Raw genomic sequence first — 20,525 nt, forward strand, 5'->3', positions numbered from 1 at the left:
CAAAACATTTAAATGTGCTTGTTTATTGTAAAAATATTTCTGCGTATACGATTATTTTTAAACTATAAAATTCATATCTGATGTTTCAAAATAATGATTGAACTCATACACAAAAATATCATGATAAAGTTTGGCAGCTAAAGTAAAAATCACTTCAAAAAATGACTGCCTAATATGCAAAATTGCCATTTATAAATACGGGAATTTCTCTTCCATCTTCTGTAACTCCGGTTATATTTAGATCCTCTGTACCAACCATAAAGTCAACGTGCTCTAGAGAAGAATTTATACCTGCATTTTTTAAATCTTCTTTACTCATATTTTGACTCTCTTCTAGACAGGTGGGGTAACCTTCACCTATAGCTAAATGGCAGGATGCATTCTCATCGAAAAGTGTGTTGTAAAATAATATATTTGAATTGGAAATAGGTGAATTAAAAGGTACTAATGCAACTTCACCAAGGTAATGAGAACCTTCATCTGTTTCAATAAGATTTTTTAATGTTTCATAACCTTTCTTACAGGTAAAGCTTATAATTTTCCCATACTTAAAGGTTAAAGAGAAATTTTCTATAAGATTTCCATTGTAATTTAAAGGTTTTGAACTTACAACTTTTCCGTTTACACCCCATTTTAATGGGAAAGTATACACTTCTTCTGTAGGTATATTTGCCATGAATTCTACACCTTCAGGTGTAGATGATGAACCACCAAGCCATATATGATCTTTTGAAAGTTCAATTTTTAAATCAGTACCTAGTGAATTTTTGTACATGAGATATTTAAATTTACTTTTATTGAGAAAATCCATACTTTTTTTAAGATTTGCTTTATGGGTATCCCATGCATTTATAGGATTTGGTTTATCTGCCCTTACAGTCTTAAAGATAGTATCCCACAGTTTTTCAACTGCTTTTTCTTCTGAAAGGTCTTCAAAAACTTTTTTTGCCCAGGATTTAGTTGGAACTGATACAACACACCAGGAATTTTTATCTGTCATAATCCTTTCTCTATATTCAGAAAGTGCAATATTTTGGGCTTTGCTTGCTCGCATTAATCTTTTTGGATTTACATCTTTCATAAGTTCTGGATCTTGGGCATAAATACTTAAGAATGCAGCTCCGGATTTAGCATAAGATGTATATAATTCTTTTTTCCAATTTGGAAACTCATCAAAAATTTCGTCCTTTCCATTTAAATATTTAATTTTTGTTGAAAGTTCATCACTCCAATTTATTATTACATCTCGTGCACCTTCTTTGTAGGCAACTTCAGAAATTAATCTAGTAAATTCAGCACATTCTATTGGTGAATTTATAACTAATATTTGGTCGTCTTGTATATTAAGACCTGATTTTACAACTATTTTTGAATAATTTTCTAAATAATTTTTATTCATGCCTATATCTCCTTCATTTTTATAATTGTTCTGAGACAATTAATTCTATAGAATTTTTTTCAATTAATTGGCTATACGCTTCAGGTGGAAACTTATCTGTTATTAAGTAATCTATATCATCTAGATCACAGTAAGTTACTAGAGAACAAATATCAAATTTTGAATAATCTGCAAGTATAAATACTTCACTGCTTTTTTTTACTGCAATTTTTTTTATTTCACTTTCAAGTGGAGAAGAATTTGTAACTCCATTAGTTAAGGATATTCCTGTGGCATTCATAAAGGCTTTATTTATATTATAATTTTTAAGCAGGTTTAAAGAATCTATTCCTGAAAAAGAATTTGTTTCTCGATTTAGTGTTCCTCCAGTTGAAATTATGTTCAAGTTAGTATATTTTAAGCAGTTCATGATAAAGGTTAGATTATTTGTTACTATAGTAAGGTTATTTTTATCCTTTAAAAAATCTCCCATATTTAAAGTCGTTGTACCTGAATCTATAAATATTATATCTCCATCTTTAACGAAACGTGAAGCAGCCTTTGCTATTAAACCCTTAGTATAGGTATTTTTTACTTGATTTTCATTAAATGGTGATAATAGTTTAGAATTTGATGCAACACCTCCATATACTTTTTTTATGTTTCCTCTTTTAATTAGTTCCTGTATGTCTCTACGTATAGTGTTTTTGGATACATTAAAAACATCAGTTAAGGTATCTAAGGTTACAGTATTTTTATTTAATACATATTCCTCTATCTGATTTATTCTGTTTGATTTCATAATACCATACCTTTCAAAAATCTAAATTTAATATGTTAATAGTAAAACATTATACAGCATTAGTAAGTTTTACAGGGAATATATTCATATTCTAAATATAATTATATATAAAAATTATTAAAAGTAAATAATTGAGAGGATGTTATTTGTAAGTTAAGCAGAATAAACTTAGTTATGAATAAATAAAAAGGATATTATGGGAAAATATTGACTAAGTTATAAGAAAAGTGATAACATTTAATCAAAATATACTCAATATATAACAAATAAATTACCATTACAAAAATGATAGGAGAGATGATTTAAAATGGTACAAACTTCTAATATACAAAAATCAAGGTTTTTGAAAAAAATATCTATTATATCAACATTCGGAGGACTTTTATTTGGGTATGATACAGGAGTTATAAATGGTTCACTTACTTTTATGTCAAGAAAAGATCAATTGAATTTAACAGCTGTTACTCAAGGTGCTGTTACAAGTTCTCTAACCTTAGGAGCAGCTTTAGGAGCAGTGTTTACAGGACGTTTATCTGACAAATATGGAAGAAGAAAGCTGCTTAGAACACTTGCGGTAATTTTTTTCTTTGCAACTTTAGGATGTTCATTTTCACCAACTGCATCAGTTATTATTATTTGTAGATTTATACTGGGATTAGCAGTAGGTGGAGCATCAGCTATTGTACCAACATTTTTATCAGAAATGGCACCTTCAAGCATTAGAGGAAGTATTGTTTCACAAGATCAATTTATGATTGTATTAGGACAACTGCTAGCTTACATATTTAATGCTATTTTAGGAAGTATTTCTGGTAATCCTGGAATATGGAGATATATGATAGCAATAGCTACTATTCCAGCAGTTATCTTATGGTTTGGAATGTTATTAGTTCCAGAAACACCAAGATGGCTTGCTGCAAAAGGAAGAACTGCTAAAGCACTTGAAGTTTTAAAAATGATCCGTGATGAAATGGAAGCACAAAAAGAACTTAAAGTAATACAGAGTAACATAAATACAGAGGAAAATTTGAAACGAGTAACTTTTAAGGATTTAGGTATTCCGTGGATTCGTCGTCTTGTATTAATTGGCATCGGCATAGGTATAGCACAGCAGATTGCTGGAGTAAATATAGTTATGTATTATGGTACAACAATCTTAGAGAAGGCTGGATTTGGAGTTAAAGCAGCTTTAATTGCCAATATAGGAAATGGAATGGTATCGGTTATTTCAGCATTGGTTTATATGAAATTTTTGGCAAATAGGTTTAATCGTAGGACTATGTTATTATTAGGATATACTGCTACTACTTTATCAATGGCTGCATTGTCTATAGTTACGTTTAAGTTAACAGGATCAGCGTTACTTCCATTCTTAGTTATTGCTTTAACTATGATTTTTTTGGCTTTCTTTCAAGGAACTATTGGTCCTGTAACCTGGTTAGAAATGTCTGAAATTTTACCACTAAGAGTAAGAGGCTTAGGTATGGGAATTGCAACATTCTTTTTATGGATAGGTACGTTTTGTGTTGGGTTTATGTATCCTATATTATTGAAGACAGTTGGATTAACTTGTTCATTTATTGTATTTGTAGTATTTGGCGTTATTGATATATTGTTTACTTATAAATTTGTACCAGAAACGCGCAATAAGTCTTTGGAAGAATTAGAAGAATCCTTTAGAAACTATAATATGAAAAATTGTAAGGAGGCGTATGTACAAAGTTAATGAATTATACGAGAATAAATTTAGATTATTTTTAAGCTGCATTCCTATAGTTGATAGGGGTGCAGCTTTATTATGTCTTAAATATATCAAGTGATTCTTAGGTTCAGATGGAGTTTGCTTATAAGGATGACTTTCTCCAGCTGAACCTTATTAACAGTATTCTTAGTGTCTTTAGCACTTAGAATACGTTATCCTTTAGGGGAAGAACTTATCCAGGTGCATAGCAGTGCTTATCCCCCACTTTGATAGAAGATGGGGGTATTAGCAATGGTAGCAATCGGATAAAAATGTGCCAATATTTTATCAAGTAAATTTACGGTTTTTTTAATTTAATTTTAACTTTAATCTGATAATATAAAAATTAAACCATACATATAGAAAGGTGGATTTTAAAATGATAACAAATACACATCTACTAATTTCTAAAATTATATATAATTATTGTGGAAAAAAATTAAATATTAAATTGAACAAATGGAGTTTTGCATATGGTAACATAAAACCAGATTTCGTAAAAGATGACTCCAATTATTGTCATTGTATAAGTGGAAGTATAAATATGGTAAGAGAATATTCCAAGCAGTTGATTCACAATAAAATGTCAATTAAGAAATATTCTATTACTTTAGGTATGGTATGCCATTTTATTTGTGACTATTTTTGTTTATATCATACAGAAAAATATAAAAATAAAAATATTTTTCAACACGTGATATATGAAATAGTACTTCATTTTATTTTTATAAAACTTTTAATATGCGGAAAACTAAAAACTATTATGAATGAAGATATCGTTAAAAAGGATGTAGTATTAATAATAAATGATGTTTACCAAAAGTATGATAAAGAAAATAAATCTTTTACAAAAGATATAAATTATGCAATTTCAGCAGCAATAATGGTTACAGAAACAATAGTAAGCTCAGACAGATTGGAGTATAATTATGTCAAAAATAATAGTAAAGTATGTTAATATTATGTTCTAATAAGAAGAATCGCAGATAACTATTTTGATATGGAGGTGGCAGCTTGGAGAATTTTAGAATCCTTTTAGTAGAAGATGAAAAGCAAATGTCAATGTTTATTCAAATGGAACTTACCCATGAAGGATATAAAATTGATGCAGCATATGATGGAAGAGAAGCTTTAGAAAAAGTGGAGGATAAAGAGTATGATTTAATTCTTCTTGATATTATGATACCAAATCTAAATGGAATTGAGGTTTGCAGAAGAATAAGGCAATTCTCTCATGTACCTATTATAATGCTGACTGCTAAAAGTGATATACCAGACAAGGTTTTAGGACTTGATGCAGGGGCTAATGATTATTTATCTAAACCCTTTGCAATAGAGGAATTATTGGCAAGAATACGTGTATATGAAAGAGATAAAGCATTGAAAAATCAAACTGATCAAATTAAAGTAAAAAATATTGTCATGGATAATAAAACACATCAGGTTTTAAGAGATGGCAAAGAAATTGAGCTTACCAAAACAGAATATAATCTTCTTAAAATGCTGTTAATTAATAAAAATATTGTACTTACAAGAGATAAGTTAATTGAGGAAGTATGGGGATATGATTATTCAGGAGATACCAATGTGGTAGATGTATTTATAAGGTATTTAAGAAGTAAAATTGACAATGAACGTCAAGATAAGCTTATAACTACCATAAGAGGTGTAGGATATGTTATCAAAGATAATTAATTGTATTTCGAAGATGATAAATTACAGTTTAAAGATTATTAAGGGTACAAAGATCTCTATAAAGATAACAATAGTATATGCTTTTATGTTTTCGTTAGTACTGCTTTTATTAAATGCATCTATTTTATATGGTGTAAAGTATTATTTGTATAACCAGTCAAATAAGCAAATAGATGATATGCAAACCATAATATTAAATAATATTACGGCAAAAAATCAGCAGTTGGATTTGTCAGATAAAGGAATCTTTTTAAATATTCCTTCTAAAGAAAATATATCTGTAAGAATAATACAAGAAAGTGGTAAAGTAATAAATTCATCTGAAAAATTTGATTATAAAATTAAACTTCCTCGTAATAATGATAAAAAGGTTCAGAATAGGGAAAGACACATGGAAGATAAAGATAGGCATTTGACATATAAAAATGTTAAATTTCAAAGCAAAAAATATGGTACTGTATATATTCAAATAGTAAAAGATATGAATAGTGAATATAATTTTATGAAAATATTATTCGGAGTTATGGCTGCAGCTGATTTCATAGGCATTATCGCCTCTATTATATTGGGGTATATTGTAAGCAAGAGAATGTTAAAGCCCATTGATTATATAACTAAGACTGCTGAAAATATAAGTATTAACAATTTAAAAGAAAGAATAGAAGTAAAAGAACCTGAAGATGAGCTGGAGAGACTTGCCAGCACTTTTAATAAGATGATAGATAGACTTCAAGAAGCCTTTAATAAGCAGGCACAATTTGTATCAGATGCTTCACACGAACTTAGAACTCCTGTTGCTGTTATTCAGGGTTATGCCAATCTATTAGATAGATGGGGAAAAGATGATAGAGATGCTTTAGAAAAATCAATTTATGGAATTAAGTTAGAGGCTGCTAATATGGCTAATTTAATTGAAAAGTTATTGTTCCTTGCAAGAGGTGACAGCGGTACTCAGTTGATAGAAAAAAAGAAATTTTGGCTTAATGAATTAATTGATGAAGTAGTTAAAGAAAGCAGAATAATAGAACAAAATCATGTAATATCCAGTAGTAGAAATGACACTGTAAGAGTTTGTGCAGATTATAAGATGATAAAACAAATGCTAAGGGTATTTATTGATAACAGCATGAAGTTTACTCCAGAGCATGGAAAAATAGATATAAATTCAGAAGTACAGGGTAAAGTTGTAAAAATATCTGTTAGTGATACAGGCATTGGAATACCAAAAGAAGAAATTCAAAATATATTTAATAGATTTTATATTGTAGATAAATCAAGATCTAAAGAAAAAGGGGGAACAGGGCTTGGACTATCTATTGCTAAATGGATTATAGATATGCACCAGGGGGCTATAGATGTAGAAAGTCAAGAAGGAAAAGGTACAAAAATAACTGTTACGTTAAAATTAGATAAGTAATGTAATAATATTTAGATAAGGTGAAAGAAATTAAAAAATTCACCTTATTAATTTTTGTCATATTTTCTTATGGTAAAAAGTAAAGATCATCTTTTAACATAAATCTAAGGACTTTTTAACCCAATTTTAATCTACTAAGTTGATAATATATAAGAGGATAAAAGCTATTAAATTTTAATTACCAGGAGGGAAAATATGAATTTAAATATTTTAAGAAAAATAGATATGTTTGATAACTATATTTTGTTTTCTATTAAGAAGTATGTACAAAATAAATATTTAGATATGTTGATGCCTATAGTGACAGATATGGGGAACCTGGGCATTGTTTGGATTATTATAGCTATTATTTTAATATTAGATAAACCATATAGAATGGTTGGAAATGTAGTAATATTAACATTAATTGTAAGCACAATTACTGGAGAAGGAATAGTGAAACACATAGTAAGACGAACTAGGCCATGTAATCAGCAAAATAGTTTGAATATGTTGATTTCAAAGCCTGTATCTTATTCTTTCCCTTCAGGACATACTTTGTCTTCTTTTGCTGCTGCAGAAGTGTTATCCATGTATTTTACTGAGTATAAGTTGATATTTATAGGAATAGCATTTTTAATAGCTTTATCCAGAATGTATTTATATGTTCACTATCCAACAGATGTTATAGCAGGAGTTATACTTGGCATATTATGCTCAAAGCTAATTTTTATAATTTTACAAGAAGGATTTATGGAAAAGGTTGCAATGTTTTACCAAAATATATTATGAAAAATTGTTTTTAATACTTTAATAACATGAGCATAAAAATTTTAGCTCATGTTATTGGAAACTCAGCTATTTTAGTTTTTGTAAATGCCTATATACAATAGATTTATCGGAATTTTTACTAACCAATGGAACTATATCTTGTATCATAACTTTATTAGAATTATTATCTATGCTTAAAATGAAATTTACAATATTTTCTGAAGTATATGGATTACTGAAGACTTTTTGAGCATGTTTAATTTTGTGTAATTCAATTCCATTATTTAATGTTAAATTATTTATAATAAATTGTAGATTATTAATATCTTTACATACTACTCCAAGATTGTATTTTTCAATAAATTTTGGATTTTCTTCTTCTTGGCCTGGCAGGGCACCGGTTATTATTAGTGGTACACTGCATGCAATAGCTTCCATCATAACATTGGGACTTCCTCTTGTAAATGCTATATCAGAAGACATCATTAAATCTTGTATATTTTCAACAAAACCATATATTTCAACTTTGCTTCCGTATTTTTCAACCAATGATTGATGTAATTTATTTTTTAATGATGTATTTCTACCTGCAACAATCTTTATTTCACAATTAAAGTTAAGGAGAAGAATGTCGGCTATTTTTTCCATATTTCCAACACCTTCGCCGCCGCTCATTATTAAACATTTTAAAGGTCTGCTTGTATTATAGCTATTATGTTCTATGAGACTATTTGAATAGTTGTAAAATCTTGAACGCACTGGAAATCCTAATACTTTTATTTTATCTTCCATAACACCAAATTTCATGCATTTATCTTTTGCCTCTTGTGTAGGGCTTATAATGTAATCAGCTCTTGGATCTGCCCATAGTGGGGATATACTTATTAGATCTGCAATAAGAGTAACCACAGGTATTTTGATATTATATTTCTCCAGTATGTTTATAACAGAGCCATTAAAATTAGGATGTATTGTCAAAATTAAATCAGGATGTACCTCTTTTAACAATTTCAAAAACCTATCTTTTATTTTGAATTCAATGATTTCATTGATGAGTGAAGGATTAGTAGAGGATATATCCCATATAAGTTCCCATAAGTTTTCGGATTTCCTAGTGATTGGACCATATGCCTTACCTATGTTTAATAATGTTGTTCCACCAAGGGAAAATCCATCAACAACATGAATTTTAACGTTATTATATTTTTGAAATTTTTCACATAAAGCCTCTGCTATACTTTTATGTCCATGTCCCGTAAAATCAGAGGAAATGATAAGTATATTATTAATCATAATATACCTCCTTTCGTTAGATAAATTAGGTACTTACTAGTATTATAATGAGTGAATAGCTATGTAAGTTTATAAAAATTATAAGTAGGAAACCATTATCATTCGTATTATATACTAGCTAATTAAATTTAAAGTAAGTTTAAGATTTCATTAAAATTAGATTAAATTTAGTATCTTGATCAGTTAATAAATACATATACAATTTATTTTAAGTAGTTTTTCATTTTTTATAAATTAATTATAATGAAAAGATTATGAATGGGAATAATATTTCTTATATAAATAAGAATATCTAAGGCGTTTTTAATTTGACTTTAATGTAATTTTAATCTTATAGGGTAAAAATACAAACTAAGATCTATAAAACAAGAGGTTAACTAACTATTAAAGTTAATGAAAATTATTAATGTGCTAAGAGGTTTAAAAATGAAAAACAAAGGATATAAAATAAAACGAAAGAAAATATCAGTAGTAATTATAATATTAATAATTATGTTGCAAATATTCACAGCGTCTTTTATAAGCTGTTTATTAGTATTTTATGGACCATTCCCAGTGGTTAGAAAGATGATTGTTGGTACCTCCATGTCCAGCTATAAGCATCAATATATTGCTAAGCTATTTTTGAATAATTCACAGATATCTAAAATATTAAGTAGTGGTATGGAAAGTACGGGGAGTACAGAAGAAAAAATTTCAAATATCAAAATCAATAATTATAAAGACAACAACATAGAAAGATATAATATAAATAGCTCAAGATTCAAAGGATATATACTTGTTGTCAAAAATCCTCTTAAAGTGAAAGTAGGTTATACAAATAATTTAACAAAGCAGGGAGAAAGGACAAGTGATATTGCAAAAGATCATAACGCTGTTGCTGCTATTAATGGTGGGGGATTTATGGATAAATCCAATAGTGGAAGTTTATGGACTGGAACAGGAGCGTATCCTACAGGATTTGTTTTTTCTAATGGGAAAATTGTATATCAGGATGTGTTGGATACAAAATCATTAGATGTTATGGCATTAGATTTCCAAGGAAAAATGATAGTAGGAAGTCATAGCATTAGTGATTTGAAAAATCTTCAAGTATCTGAGGCAATATCTTTTGGCCCGCCTTTAATAATAAATGGGAAAACTACTTTTAGTGGCGATGGAGGTCAGGGTATTACTGCAAGAACTGCTATAGGACAGAGAAAGGATGGTACTATACTGTTATTAGTGGTTGATGGAAGAAAAATAGACATGCCAGGGGCAACATTACGTGATATACAAAAAATTATGTTAGATTATAATGCTTATAATGCTACTAATTTAGACGGTGGTTCATCAAGTACGATGTATTACAAAGGCAGTATTATAAATAATCCCTGCAACCCGTTGGGGGAAAGGACTGTAGCAACAGCTCTATATGTTGAACCATAGTTAGGAGGGATTAAGTTGAGATATCTTAAGATTTTTATAGTTGGATTTTTAACTATGTTGATTATCCAATTTGGTGTATTAGTATTTTTAGAAAATGTATATTTTGTTGACAGTGTATCTTATTCTTCAACTAAAATAAAAAATGATACAGCTAAAGAAGCTGTAAAACCGAAGCTAATTTTAGAAAATGGAAGTTCAAATATAACAGCATCATTTGATGGAAAATATCTTGCTTATTTAAAGGATAATAATTTGTTTGTTTTAAACTCAGAAAATGCTGAGAAAACTAAGGTGTCTGCAAATGATGGAATGGAAATTTCATATTATAAATGGTTATATGATAGAAATAGATTGGTGTTAGTTGAAAGACCAATTAGTCCGAAAAATGGTGCATACTTCAAATTTTACTATTATGATATGAATAATAAGGCTAAGGTTGAGATATTTAATGAAGTAAATAACAGAAATATTGAAATACCTATGCATAATATCAATGAAAAAATAAGTTTAATAGATATGTCTACGCTTACCAATGTTATATATGTTAAGCTGTCAAATTTAAATAACAATTATAGTAAAATTTATAGGATAAATATAATGGCTCAGGAAAATAGTATTAATACCGGAACCCATAATATTGGGAAAATTGCTTCTACTAAGCAAGACGATGTTTTAATATATGAAAACTTAGATGACAAAAAAGTTTTTAGTAGTAATAATAATTTACCTATAGAAATTGAAGGAAACAGTAACTTAAGTTTATTAGGAGTAGATAATAGTGATAATGTATATTTAGCATTAACAAATGATAATAAAACACAACTAATATACTATGGTAATATATCTGGTGAAAATTGGCAAAAGATTGATATTAAAACATCAGTAGATACTAATAACATTTATGTAAATTTTAAAGGACAAATCTTTATAAAGGATAGTTCTAAATCAACAATTAATGAGTTTTTAACAGGAAAGGAAACATATTATAATGGCAATATAATTGATATATATAATGAGGGTATAATAAGCGAAAAAAACAACCAAATTATTAAAACTATATTTCAATAAATTACAATCTTAAAGGAGCTATCACTATATGAATACTAGTAATATAAAAATAATTTATACCATATTTGTTTTCGTGGCCCTGGCAGCTTTTGATAATATAATTATAGGATTATTTCCACCACTTTTTTCGTCTATTGCAAAGGATTTAAATATACAAGTATACTTATTGGGGATTGCTTCAGCTGTTAACATTTTAGTTACATCTCTTTCGTCAATTTGCTGGGGCTATCTTGCAGGAAAGTTTAATAGAAAAAGGCTTATTATGATAGGTACCGTTTTCTGGTCAGCATCGGTATACTTAACTTCACGTTGTGGTAGCTATACTCAACTTTTTATTTTTCAATTTTTTACTGGATTAGGACTTGGGTGTATAGCTTCGATTGGATTTAGCGTTTTGACTGATTATATTCCATATAAGTTTCGGGGCATGTTATTAAGTCTTTGGGGCATGTCACAGGGATTTGGTGGAATAGTAGGAGCTTTAATGGCATCTCTTATTGCTCCTGCTACAAGTTGGAGAAAACCTTTTGAAGTTGTGAGTATTATTGGATTCTTACTAATTATTATGTATTTTTTTATAAGAGAGCCTAACTTAGGCGAATCAGAACCAGAATTACAAGATATTATTAAAGCAGGATATAAGTATAATCCCAGCATTGAGTTTAAGTATTTATATGATATTATTTCGAGGAAGAGTAATGTCTTATTGTTTTTACAGTCATTTTTTATGAATATAACAACTGGAAGTTTAATATGGCTTCCAACACTATACATTTCAAAAATTCAACATCAAGGATATAGTATGAAGACTGCAATTATTGCTTCAGGATATCTTTTTGCAATATTTCAATTAGGCGGTTTGACATCACCTTTTTTTGGTTATCTTGGAGATATACTTCAAGAAAAAACGTATAAAGGAAGGTCATTACTTACATCTTTTTTTATTTTTATAACCATGATATTTTACATAGCAATGTTTTTAATTCCAATGAATAAACTATCATTACCGGATAGCAACAACTCTTTATTAGTACTTTTAGACTTATTAAGGCAAATTATTATGAATCCTTGGATAAGTATGATATTTTTATTGTCTTTTCTTGCAAGTGCAGCTCAATCTGCAAATACACCAAATTGGCTTGCTTTAATAACTGATGTAAATCTTCCAGAGTATAGAGGAATAGCTTTTAGTATAGCTAATCTTGCTAATGGGTTAGGAAGAGCTATAGGAAATGCTGGAGTTGGCGTTCTATTATCTGTTGTTTCCTTATATGTAAGAGAACCGCAGAAGTATATAATTACACTATCATTATTTGAACTATTTTTAATTCCTTCATCTTTATTTTATATAAAGATGTCAAAAAATAATGAAGAAGACATAAATGAGGTAAAATCCATTCTTCGTAAACGAGCTAAATTGATTAAATAACTAGTTGGTTTAGGCTCTATTTTATATAACTATATGAAAATCTGTCCCTGCAAATTAAATTGCAAAATCTATCATTTAAATGCCCTTAGTTAATATTACCTTCTCATTTTTTTGGCTTTAATAAAAAAGTATATTGCAACAATTAGAATAGTAGCATAGGTTAAAATTTGACCAACTTGGGTTACTATAGGAACTATAGATTCCCAAGAATCACCAAACCAGTATCCTAATCCTAAGTACATACATGACCATAATAACTCACCTAAAGCAACAAATAAATTGAAGGTACTTAGTTTGTATTTTGTAATACCTGCTGCTGCGTTAACAAAAGGTCCCATAGCTGATATTAAAAACCTGGTAAAAAAAATTGCTCCTTTACCATGCTTTTCTAAATAATTTTGTGACTTTATTATTTTAGGTTGAAAATAAGTTTTTAATTTAAAAGATTTATCTAAAAATTTATTATCTATAATTTTCCACATAATATAGGCAATATTATCACCGACACATGAAAAAAACCAGATTTCTAATAGAAGAATTACTATATTGAATTGACCGGCATAAGCAAAAGCGCCAGATGCTATTACTACCAAACTTGCTCCTGTAGGGACTCCTATGCATCCAAACATGATTAAGATACTTAAAAACCAAATGTTATAATTCCTAAAATATATTATTAGTAAATTAGTAAGATTGTTCATGCTTTTTACCCTCTAGATTTCTATAGCGTTGAAGAAGTTTCTTTAAGTTCCTTTTCATTTGTTCTTGATTTTTATTATATTTTTTTGTTAATTGAATAAGAGGTATATTTTCATCTCCACTGTGAGGAATAATTCCCAAAGATTTAAAAATCTCTTGCTCATTTATATTATATTTGTGAGATATTTTTTTAACAGTTAACCATTTATAAGTACTCATATTTCCAAGTTGTCTACTTTGCTTAGTAGGAATTTGAACATTTTTAAATTCTTTGTGTAGTGTTATGGACTCCTTAGTTATTATAAGTACAATTGTAATAATTAAAATTGATAATATGCTTATTTTTAGATTTTTCATTACAAACATTTACCTCACTTATATTACTTTAAATATATATAATATATCGTTTCACAGTCTGATATTAATATGTACTAAAGTTCATAAACAGAGTTCTTGGCATCAGGTTGAGTTTTGACTCCACCTGATGCTTATTAACAGGATTCTTAGTGCTTCAGCACTTAGAAGGCGTTATCCTTTAGGAGAAATTGTTATCCAGGCGCGTAGCAGTGCTTATCACCCTCAACTTTGATAAAAAGCAGATATCCCAAATCTTTGATTTGTTGATAGTCGCTTTCGCTGTGTTCGATGGGGGTGTTAGCAATGGTAGCGATCGGATAAATATAAAAATCGGTATCCCTTTTTAATTTTGAGGTACCGATTTGTAAGCTTTGATTAGTTATTATCCCGTATTGGTTATAATGAACTACTTGATGGTTCTGTTAAGTTATTTGATGCTTGTGTAGTTTGGCTGGGCTCTGATACTCCTTGCGTCTGTTGTCCATGATGATGGTGGTGCATTGCTGTTTGGCTTATAGCATTTGCTTGATCCTGAGTAATAGTTCCATTAGCTACAAGGCTGCTTATAGGATTTGTTGGGTTACTATTATATGTTCCTGATGGATTAGCTTGTCTTGCTGTTTGAAAGGCATTTTTTATAGCATTTTCCTGATCTTGCGTAATTGTTCCACTAGCTACCAAGCTGTCCAATGGATTTTTAGATGTAGTGCTGCTTGTCCCATCTTGGCTAGAACTACTTACAGCTTGGAGTCCATCTTGGCTAAGCTTTAGTGAGTCCTGTGATTCTGTACTTTTATGATGGTGGTGATGCATTTTTGGTTGAGCTTGTGTGTTTGAAACCTGTGGATTGTTCTGAGTATACAAATTATATTGATTTGGATTACTATTTATTGTGTTCATATTTTCACCTCTTAATTATTTATATTAGGCTATCTAATTAGAAGACGGCCCATTATTTCTATGTTGAAAATTTCCCCTTAGTTTTTGAGTAACAGCATCAGCTTGAGCTTGTGTAATAGTACCATCACTTACCAATTTACTTAAAGGATTAAATCTTTGTTTGTTTTGAGTGCCTCCCTGTTGATTATTCTGTGTCTTATTTTTGTTTCCATTAGGATGTGTTGTATAAGCTGTTGTAATTTTATCTGCCTGTGCTTGTGTAATAGTTCCTGCAGTTACTAAAGATTTAACACTATCTTGTACTCTTTGTTCCATCTGACTAGAAGAAGGTCTAGCACCACTTTGTGATATGTTTTTTGTATTACTGCTGGCTGCCTTAGATGTATCATTTTGGCATCCAGCAAATAAGATTGTAGACATGCAAATTACAAGTGAATATACTGTTGCTTTCTTTAAAAGGGCATTTTTGGTCATCAAATGTATCTCCTTTTTATACATGATAAATTTTTCATTTTTTAAATATCTTGATTATAAATAGGAATTGTGACAACCCTGTGACAACTATGTGAATAAATAATTATCAATGGATTTATTTGCTAGAATTTTGAAATTCATTTATTGGATTATGATTTGGAATATCATAGTTATTTTATAATAATTATTTACCTAAGACGTATAAAAATCTTTGTCTTGTAATCCTGAATGTACCTGCTGCATATAATTGTGCCAAATTTGTCCCGGGTATGTTCCCCCATATAGGTTATTAACATACCGTGGTATATCATATCCAACCCATACTACCGTAGTATAATAAGCAGAATATCCGCATAACCAGCCATCCTTTTGGTTACTTGTTGTACCAGTCTTGGCAGCACTGGTAATTCCATCAAGCCTTACATTATATGCAGTACCCCAGGTATTTTCTAAAGTACCTTTTAAAATATCCGACATTAAATAACTTGCATCATAAGTATATACTCTTCTTTTTCCTAAGTTATTTTCATAAATAGTTTCTCCCTGGCTATTTACAATACTACGTATGCATGTAGGAGCAATAAATTCTCCTCCTCTTGCAAGTGTTGAATAAGCAGATGCCATTTCTATGGGAGTTACTCCATAAGTTAAACCGCCTAATGCAGCAGATAGAGTGTAATCTTTTTTTACAATTTTATTGAAATCCATATCCCTTACGAAGGATAACCCATAAGTAGGCGTTATGTCATTAAATACTTGGTATGCAACACTATTTAATGACATTTGCACAGCTGTTCGTATAGATATATCTCCCATATAAACATCACCGTCATTATGAGGACCTCCATCTATATAATGATCATTTATAATAGTTGTGTCATCATATCCTTTTTCAAAGGCAGGGGTATAAACTGCCAAAGGTTTAAAAGATGAACCAGGCTGTCTAAAGCACTGAAATGCCCTATTTAAATAATCTTTTTCGGGACTAGTTCTACCACCCACTATTGCTATAACATATCCAGTTTTATTATCTATTGAAACGGATGAACCCTGCAGAGAATATATTCCTTTATTTTGCTCTGTAAAATCTAGGAGCCCATTATCTAAGGAATCTTGCAAAAGTTTTTGCTTATCCATATCTATAGAAGTATAAATTTTATATCCATTAGTGCGGATATCATTTATACATTTGTTATATACATTAGAATAATCTTTATCATAGCTAGCTATATCTTGCTGTGTATCAAATGTATTTTTAAATTGGAATCCATTTAGCTTCATAAGCACCCTTGCAGCACAATTAAGAGCATAGGATTCAATCCATACGTTTCCATCATATTTTTCTGGGTTTAATACAATCTTATAGTTAACTGCTGTAGTGTATTGATAATCTGTAATATAATTATTTTTCTTCATTGATGATAGAATAAAATCTCTACGTTTTAATGTATTGTTTATATTCTTTATAGGGTTATAATAAGTAGGATTATTGGGTATTGCAGCTAAAAAGCATATTTCTGATAAATTAAGTTCATTACAACTTTTGCTAAAATATCTCCTTGAAGCCGCCTCAATTCCATAAGCATTATTGGCAAAATTAATATTATTAATATAAAATTCTAGAATTTGTTGTTTAGTATATTTTTGATCTAATTTTATAGCAATTATTATTTCTTCTAATTTCCTTTTGTAAGTTTTATCAAAATTTAAAAACACAGTCCTTGCTAACTGCTGTGTAATTGTACTTCCACCCTGTGTAATTTTTCCATTGTTTTTTATAATAGAATATAAAACTCTAAGATTTGCTTTTATACTAAGAGCACCATGACTAAAATAATCTTTGTCCTCTATAGATATAAAGGCATTTTTTACAGCTTGAGGTATATAAAAAGATGTTAAATATAGAGAATTCTTTGAAGCATATAGTTTATTTATTACAGAATTCTTTGAATCATACAAATAAGTTGTTTGATTCCCATGAAAAGTATTGTATGATATAGAATTTACTTTAGCTGACGCATCATTATAGAGTGATACTGCTATAGATAAATACTTAATACAAAAGACTAATATAACTATTAGAAATACAAAAAAAACCTTGAGTAGTATATGTTTTTTCACTTTATGAGTTTTTTTGCTTTTTTGCTTTTTTGGCAATTGAGTCACTTCCATTTTTAATTGTGTACTTATAATAATATCCCCAGTAAATTTTTTATATATACTTTATCTTGAAACTGCAATGTATTTAAAACATCTTCTTGTTTTAATCAATTTATAGAAAATTTAAGGATTATTTAATCTGATTTTAATGATGTAATAATATTATTAATTTATGGTGTTATCATATGGAGTAATTTTCTTTACAGTTGGCTATTATATATTTGATAAGAAAGAGGTATAAATAAATTCATTTTAGGGAGGAATATAAATGTCAATAATACAAGCGATTATATATGGTATTGTTCAAGGTATAGGAGAATTTTTGCCGATATCTAGTTCCGCTCACCTTATAGCTATTCCACAAATATTTGGATGGCAGGATCCTGGCCTTGCCTTTGATGTAGCACTACATCTTGGAACTCTTGCTGCAGTAATCGCATTTTTTTGGAAGGATTGGACTAAGTTAATTTATTCTGGTATTATGAATCCAAAATCTAAGGATGGTAAATTATTTTGGTTTATAGTAATTGCTTCTATACCTGGAGCTGTAGTAGGAAAACTATTTGAAAAACAAGCTGAATCTGCCTTTAGAAACCTCGCCCTTATAGGTACTATGCTTATTATAATAGGTATAATATTATATATTGCAGATAAGAGATATGATGGTGAGGTAGCAGTTGAGAATATAGGGTTTAAAAGAAGTTTTTTTATTGGATTATCACAAGCTTTAGCTATTATACCTGGTGTATCTCGCTCTGGAATCACTATGACAACTGGATTATTTTCTGGCCTTTCAAAAGAAGGTGCAGCCAGATTTTCATTTCTTCTTTCCACTCCAATTATTTTAGGAGCTGGATTACTTAAATTAAAAGATTTAATACATACTCCAATTAGCAGTATGCCATCATTTGCTATAGGTGTTTTAGTGTCTGCTGTGGTTGGATTTTTAAGTATTAAATTCTTATTAAATTATCTAAAAAATAAGGGATTTGGTATATTTGTAGTTTATAGAATTGTAGTAGGCTTTACTTTTATAGCTATTTACCTTTTAAGAAAATAGCTATAAAATATTTTATTTTTGAGAGCTCTTTTTTATTATAGAAATTTCTTGTATAAACAGAGTTCTTGGCATCAGATGGAGTTTTAACTCCATCTGATGCTTAGAAATCGTTATCCAGGGACGTAGTCGCTCTTTACTCCCACTTGCAGAAAAGCAGATATCCCAAATCTTTGATTTGGTGATAGTCGCTTTCGCTGTGTGCGTGGGAGTATTAGAGCGAGTAGTCATCGGATAAAGTAGTGTGGTACAATGATGTAAAAATAGAATTTCTAAGAAAAGGAGATTTTAAATGCCAAAGAAAAAAAACAGAGGAAGTAGTTTATTAAAACATTTATTTTTAAGTATTTTGGTATTAGTTATTATTTTTAGTGGATTCATTTATCTTAAATATGGACATACGGTTAAGTCTCTATATGACGATGCAGTTATAAAAGTAAATAATTGTTCAGAGTATACTTTTAAAAATAGAGAAAAGTATTTAAATAACGGAAAATCTCTATATTTAGAATCTACACAAATTCCTAATAATGTGAAAAATGCTTTTATTGTTATTGAAGATAAGAATTTTTATAAACATGGAGGAATTAGTACAGAGGCTGTTTTTAGAGCAGTATATTCTTTATTCGTTAACAATGGGAAAATAACGCAAGGAGGAAGTACTATTGCTCAACAATTAGCGAGAAATGTGTTCTTGAATTTTGATAAAAATTATCAAAGAAAATTAGAAGAGATGTTTATTGCTACAAAGCTAGAGCAAAAATTTACAAAAGATCAAGTATTAGAGTTTTATATTAACAATATTTATTTTAGTAACAATGCTTATGGTATTAATTCTGCTTCCAAAAAATTTTTTAATAAAGATTGTAGAGAACTGAATCTTTCAGAAATATGTTTATTAGTTGGTATACCTAATGATCCCCAATATTATGATCCAATAAAGCATTTAGATAATGCCTTGCAGCGAAAAAATTTAATATTAAAAAATATGAAAGAAAATAACTATATAACTGATACGGAATATGAGAATGCGATTAATTATAAAATAGTATTAAATCTGGATGAAAAATAGTAATGCGTTCTGTTAGTATTATAATATATTTCAATATTTCTTTTAGAGCTTGTTTAGATGACCCATAATAATGAGTATCTTGAATAAGCTCCTTTTTTGAACTTTTAATCACACTAAAAATTTGAAACCATATACTAAAACGGAAAGAATAAAAAAGGGGACTATACATGATATTAATTTTATCTGCATTATTGTTTAGTTTATCCTCTAACCTAGATAATGTAGTTGTGGGTATTGCTTACGGAATAAAGAAAATAAGGATAGGAATAATTCCTAACCTTGCAATAGCAATTATAACTTGTACAGGAACATTTCTATCAATGTCACTTGGGGTGTATATATCAAAATTTTTACCTCACTCTATAGCAAATGCATTAGGTTCTATAGCCATTGCTATATTGGGGGTATATTTTATAACACAAAGTATAATAAAACTTATAAATAATAAAAAATCAAATGGACTTGCTTTAAAAGACATTACTGATATGATTGAATATGCCGAAAAGTCAGATTTGGACAACTCCGGTGATATAAATATAAAAGAAGCTCTTCTTGTAGCGTTTGGCTTAACCTTTAATAACTTAGGTACCGGTATAGCAGCTAGTATAACAGGAGTTAATATTCAATTTACAGTTATATTTACATTTATATTAAGTATTCTTACAATTATAACTGGTGAAGCTGTAGGTAATCATATATTGGGTAAATTATTTGGTAAATATGCACCATTAATTTCGGGCATATTATTAATAGCACTTGGTATAATTGAATTCTTTAATTGATATTTTTTTAGTTATTTTGTCAA

General features: G+C 29.0%; 19 protein-coding genes. 11 read left to right on the forward strand and 8 right to left on the reverse strand.

Features of this window, described 5'->3' with window-relative positions:
• Positions 1 to 169: 169 nt before the first annotated feature.
• Both CLJU_RS07725 and CLJU_RS07730 read right to left on the reverse strand, forming a co-directional pair.
• Complete coding sequence (locus CLJU_RS07725) at positions 170 to 1,399, reverse strand: aminopeptidase (RefSeq protein WP_013238237.1); 1,230 nt, start codon at positions 1,397 to 1,399, stop codon at positions 170 to 172.
• A gap of 19 nt (positions 1,400 to 1,418) precedes the next feature.
• Positions 1,419 to 2,180 (reverse strand): DeoR/GlpR family DNA-binding transcription regulator, encoded by a 762-nt coding sequence (locus CLJU_RS07730; RefSeq protein WP_013238238.1) that lies wholly within the window; start codon positions 2,178 to 2,180, stop codon positions 1,419 to 1,421.
• 307 nt (positions 2,181 to 2,487) lie between these two features.
• Between CLJU_RS07730 and CLJU_RS07735 the strand changes: the two genes are divergently transcribed.
• The 5 genes from CLJU_RS07735 (at position 2,488) to CLJU_RS07755 (ending at position 7,804) form a co-directional block, all read left to right on the forward strand.
• Positions 2,488 to 3,906 carry a sugar porter family MFS transporter gene (locus tag CLJU_RS07735; RefSeq protein WP_013238239.1) on the forward strand — a complete coding sequence of 473 codons (1,419 nt, stop codon included), beginning with the start codon at positions 2,488 to 2,490 and terminating at the stop codon, positions 3,904 to 3,906.
• 394 nt (positions 3,907 to 4,300) lie between these two features.
• The gene (locus CLJU_RS07740; protein ID WP_013238240.1) at positions 4,301 to 4,879 is read left to right on the forward strand and encodes a zinc dependent phospholipase C family protein; all 579 of its coding nucleotides are present in this window, start codon (positions 4,301 to 4,303) and stop codon (positions 4,877 to 4,879) included.
• Positions 4,880 to 4,935: 56 nt separating this feature from the next.
• Entirely contained in the window at positions 4,936 to 5,616 is a 681-nt protein-coding gene (locus CLJU_RS07745) for a response regulator transcription factor (RefSeq protein ID WP_013238241.1), read from the forward strand.
• Positions 5,597 to 7,033 carry a sensor histidine kinase gene (locus CLJU_RS07750; RefSeq protein ID WP_242825701.1) on the forward strand — a complete coding sequence of 479 codons (1,437 nt, stop codon included), beginning with the start codon at positions 5,597 to 5,599 and terminating at the stop codon, positions 7,031 to 7,033. The genes CLJU_RS07745 and CLJU_RS07750 overlap by 20 nt, the downstream gene beginning before the upstream one ends.
• A 195-nt stretch (positions 7,034 to 7,228) precedes the next feature.
• Positions 7,229 to 7,804 carry a phosphatase PAP2 family protein gene (locus tag CLJU_RS07755; RefSeq protein WP_013238243.1) on the forward strand — a complete coding sequence of 192 codons (576 nt, stop codon included), beginning with the start codon at positions 7,229 to 7,231 and terminating at the stop codon, positions 7,802 to 7,804.
• Positions 7,805 to 7,870: 66 nt separating this feature from the next.
• On the opposite strand, the gene CLJU_RS07760 is transcribed toward CLJU_RS07755, so the two are convergent.
• Positions 7,871 to 9,076, reverse strand: coding sequence for an MGDG synthase family glycosyltransferase (locus CLJU_RS07760; protein WP_013238244.1), 1,206 nt, complete (start codon positions 9,074 to 9,076; stop codon positions 7,871 to 7,873).
• Positions 9,077 to 9,502: 426 nt separating this feature from the next.
• Here CLJU_RS07760 and CLJU_RS07765 point away from each other — a divergent pair, with 426 nt between their 5' ends.
• Genes CLJU_RS07765 through CLJU_RS07775 form a run of 3 tightly spaced genes read left to right on the forward strand, consistent with a single transcriptional unit; the run spans position 9,503 to position 13,001 of the window.
• Complete coding sequence (locus CLJU_RS07765; RefSeq protein WP_013238245.1) at positions 9,503 to 10,504, forward strand: phosphodiester glycosidase family protein; 1,002 nt, start codon at positions 9,503 to 9,505, stop codon at positions 10,502 to 10,504.
• 15 nt (positions 10,505 to 10,519) lie between these two features.
• Complete coding sequence (locus CLJU_RS07770; protein ID WP_013238246.1) at positions 10,520 to 11,572, forward strand: hypothetical protein; 1,053 nt, start codon at positions 10,520 to 10,522, stop codon at positions 11,570 to 11,572.
• Positions 11,573 to 11,600: 28 nt separating this feature from the next.
• Positions 11,601 to 13,001, forward strand: coding sequence for an MFS transporter (locus CLJU_RS07775; RefSeq protein WP_013238247.1), 1,401 nt, complete (start codon positions 11,601 to 11,603; stop codon positions 12,999 to 13,001).
• A 95-nt stretch (positions 13,002 to 13,096) separates the two neighbouring features.
• Here CLJU_RS07775 and CLJU_RS07780 read toward each other — a convergent pair whose 3' ends face one another.
• The 5 genes from CLJU_RS07780 to CLJU_RS07800 all read right to left on the reverse strand — a co-directional run bounded on the left by CLJU_RS07780 (position 13,097) and on the right by CLJU_RS07800 (position 17,588).
• Positions 13,097 to 13,702 carry a DedA family protein gene (locus CLJU_RS07780; protein WP_013238248.1) on the reverse strand — a complete coding sequence of 202 codons (606 nt, stop codon included), beginning with the start codon at positions 13,700 to 13,702 and terminating at the stop codon, positions 13,097 to 13,099.
• Positions 13,686 to 14,057 (reverse strand): hypothetical protein, encoded by a 372-nt coding sequence (locus tag CLJU_RS07785; protein ID WP_242825702.1) that lies wholly within the window; start codon positions 14,055 to 14,057, stop codon positions 13,686 to 13,688. The genes CLJU_RS07780 and CLJU_RS07785 overlap by 17 nt, the downstream gene beginning before the upstream one ends.
• A gap of 396 nt (positions 14,058 to 14,453) precedes the next feature.
• Entirely contained in the window at positions 14,454 to 14,957 is a 504-nt protein-coding gene (locus CLJU_RS07790) for a hypothetical protein (protein WP_013238250.1), read from the reverse strand.
• A 33-nt stretch (positions 14,958 to 14,990) separates the two neighbouring features.
• Positions 14,991 to 15,431, reverse strand: a complete 441-nt coding sequence (locus CLJU_RS07795; protein WP_013238251.1) for a hypothetical protein — start codon at positions 15,429 to 15,431, stop codon at positions 14,991 to 14,993.
• A 192-nt stretch (positions 15,432 to 15,623) separates the two neighbouring features.
• On the reverse strand, positions 15,624 to 17,588 hold the full coding sequence (locus CLJU_RS07800; RefSeq protein ID WP_013238252.1) for a transglycosylase domain-containing protein: 1,965 nt from the start codon (positions 17,586 to 17,588) through the stop codon (positions 15,624 to 15,626).
• Between the two features lie 271 nt (positions 17,589 to 17,859).
• Here CLJU_RS07800 and uppP point away from each other — a divergent pair, with 271 nt between their 5' ends.
• From uppP to CLJU_RS07815, 3 genes are all read left to right on the forward strand, one after another.
• Positions 17,860 to 18,651 carry an undecaprenyl-diphosphatase UppP gene (uppP, locus tag CLJU_RS07805; protein WP_013238253.1) on the forward strand — a complete coding sequence of 264 codons (792 nt, stop codon included), beginning with the start codon at positions 17,860 to 17,862 and terminating at the stop codon, positions 18,649 to 18,651.
• A 289-nt stretch (positions 18,652 to 18,940) separates the two neighbouring features.
• On the forward strand, positions 18,941 to 19,720 hold the full coding sequence (locus CLJU_RS07810; RefSeq protein WP_013238254.1) for a transglycosylase domain-containing protein: 780 nt from the start codon (positions 18,941 to 18,943) through the stop codon (positions 19,718 to 19,720).
• A 167-nt stretch (positions 19,721 to 19,887) separates the two neighbouring features.
• Entirely contained in the window at positions 19,888 to 20,502 is a 615-nt protein-coding gene (locus CLJU_RS07815) for a manganese efflux pump (RefSeq protein WP_013238255.1), read from the forward strand.
• Positions 20,503 to 20,525 lie beyond the last annotated feature (23 nt).

Source organism: Clostridium ljungdahlii DSM 13528 (genome assembly GCF_000143685.1).
Taxonomy (GTDB): Bacteria; Bacillota; Clostridia; order Clostridiales; family Clostridiaceae; genus Clostridium_B; species Clostridium_B ljungdahlii.